We start from the raw sequence: 1,883 nt of genomic DNA, 5'->3' as shown, positions 1-1,883 counted from the left end.
GGGTGCGCCAGTTCGGTGCAGGTAATACAGTCTGGTGAAAGACCAGACCCGGCAAAGCGTAGCGAGCAGCCGGTACTCAGCCTTGGAGCCGGAGCCGCGAGGTGAGGTTTAAGCGTAGGCAGAGGAGTGCGAGAGCCGCAATGGGAAACCGTGAAGCGATACAGCCTCGTAAGATATAAAGAGCGGAAGCCGATACCGTCCTCAAGGTCGCAGGCAGCAAGAACCACCCGCAAGCGCAAGGTTGGGGAGATTCCGTCGGGGTCAATAGAGCGTGGCGAGCGTACAAAGGTAGTACCTGTATACCTGGGAGATCTGACAGGCTCCACGAGATGGTAAGGGGAATTGAAGTCTTGAAAATGGAGAGACCCCGAAGGCCTGTCAGAAGTCGGACTGCCTCATAGTAGCGAGGAAACCGGTGAAAGCTGGTGGAGCAAAGGGGGCAGCAAGTAATCGGTCCCGGAGGAAGAAGCATCCGGACACAGGAGGTCAGAACGGATGGAACAGGAACCGAAGGGAATAAGGGAGCAGTCAGCAAAGTATCCGGCGGTGCAGAATCTCATGCACAATGTAAACGAGCGGACACTGATGGCGGAGCATCGAAAGCAGAGCAGGAAAAAGGCAACCGGCGTAGACGGAATAGACAAAGCAGCCTATGACGAAAATGCCCCGGAGCGAATCGCGGCGTTGGTAGAGCGGATGAGGAAATTTCAGTACAAACCGCTCCCAGTGCGGCGGACATATATTCCCAAGGTCAATGGAAAATTGAGGCCACTGGGAATACCGGCCTATGAAGACCGGCTGGTGCAGGGCGTGATGGCGAAAGTACTGAACGAAGTTTATGAGCCTCGCTTCCTGGGATGTTCCTATGGATTCCGACCTGGTAAGGGTGCGCACGATGTGGTGAGATACATCAACCAGACCATTATGACAAAGAAAGTCAATTATGTGCTGGAGGCCGACATTAAGGGATTCTTTGACAATGTTGACCACGATTGGCTGATGAGGTTCTTGGCCCATGACATACAGGACAAGAACTATCTGCGATATGTGGAGCGATTTCTGATTGCGGGGATCATGGAGGACGGAAAACGTCTGGCCAGTGATAGAGGGACGCCGCAGGGCGGACTGATTTCACCGGTGCTGGCGAACGTGTATCTGCACTATGTGCTGGATCTGTGGATGGAGAAAGCTATTAAGCCGCGTCTGCGGGGCGAAGTCTACTATGTGCGGTACGCGGACGACTTTCTGATTCTATTTCAGTATGAGAATGAGGCCCGAAAGGTTATGGATACGCTGAAAAAGCGGCTGGGTAAATTTTCACTGGAAGTGGCGGAGGACAAGACTCGAATACTGCCCATTGGACGGTTCAAAGGTACAAAGGAGGATTTTGACTTCCTCGGCTTTACCTTCTTCAACGCCAAAACTCGGTCAGGAAAGTATCGGCTTGGAGTTCGCACAAGTAAGAAGAAGCTGAAGGCGAAGCGACAGGCGGCCAAGATATGGCTCAAGGAACAGATGCACAGGCCAGTAGCGGAGACGATGAGAACGATAGATTCTATCCTCCGAGGACACTACAACTACTATGGGGTAAACGGGAATTTTCATGCTATACAGAGCTTTTGGAAATACCTGAAATATTCCACCTACAGAGTGCTGAACCGCCGCCACCAGAAGCGATCCATGAAGTACAACAGGTTTCTACGAATCTGGAACTACTATGTCAAAGAGCCGCATCTGACCACAGATATTTGGGGCTGGCAACCAAAGATTACTTGAAGAGCCGGATGCGGGAAAATCGCACGTCCGGTTCTGTGAGGGGCAGTAGACAATCCCTTCGCAGCAAAAATTATGTGAAAGGAGTGTCGAGGCTGTCTACTCGACTG

1 protein-coding gene is annotated in these 1,883 nt (G+C 52.1%); it reads left to right on the top strand.

The genetic code is table 11. The features are described from left to right. Nucleotides 1-495 precede the first annotated feature (495 nt). Nucleotides 496-1,776, top strand: a complete 1,281-nt coding sequence (gene ltrA / locus ACESYO_RS16340) for a group II intron reverse transcriptase/maturase (RefSeq protein ID WP_373210873.1) — start codon at nucleotides 496-498, stop codon at nucleotides 1,774-1,776. Nucleotides 1,777-1,883 lie beyond the last annotated feature (107 nt).

The sequence above is a fragment of the Allofournierella massiliensis genome, from assembly GCF_964241245.1.
GTDB lineage: Bacteria > Bacillota > Clostridia > Oscillospirales > Ruminococcaceae > Allofournierella > Allofournierella massiliensis.
This window is presented reverse-complemented; position numbering and strand designations above follow the sequence as displayed.

What these genes read in the sequence shown, in the direction of transcription:
- ltrA (WP_373210873.1), top strand. Translation starts at nt 496, where the DNA reads ATGGAACAGGAACCGAAGGGAATAAGGGAGCAGTCAGCAAAGTATCCG.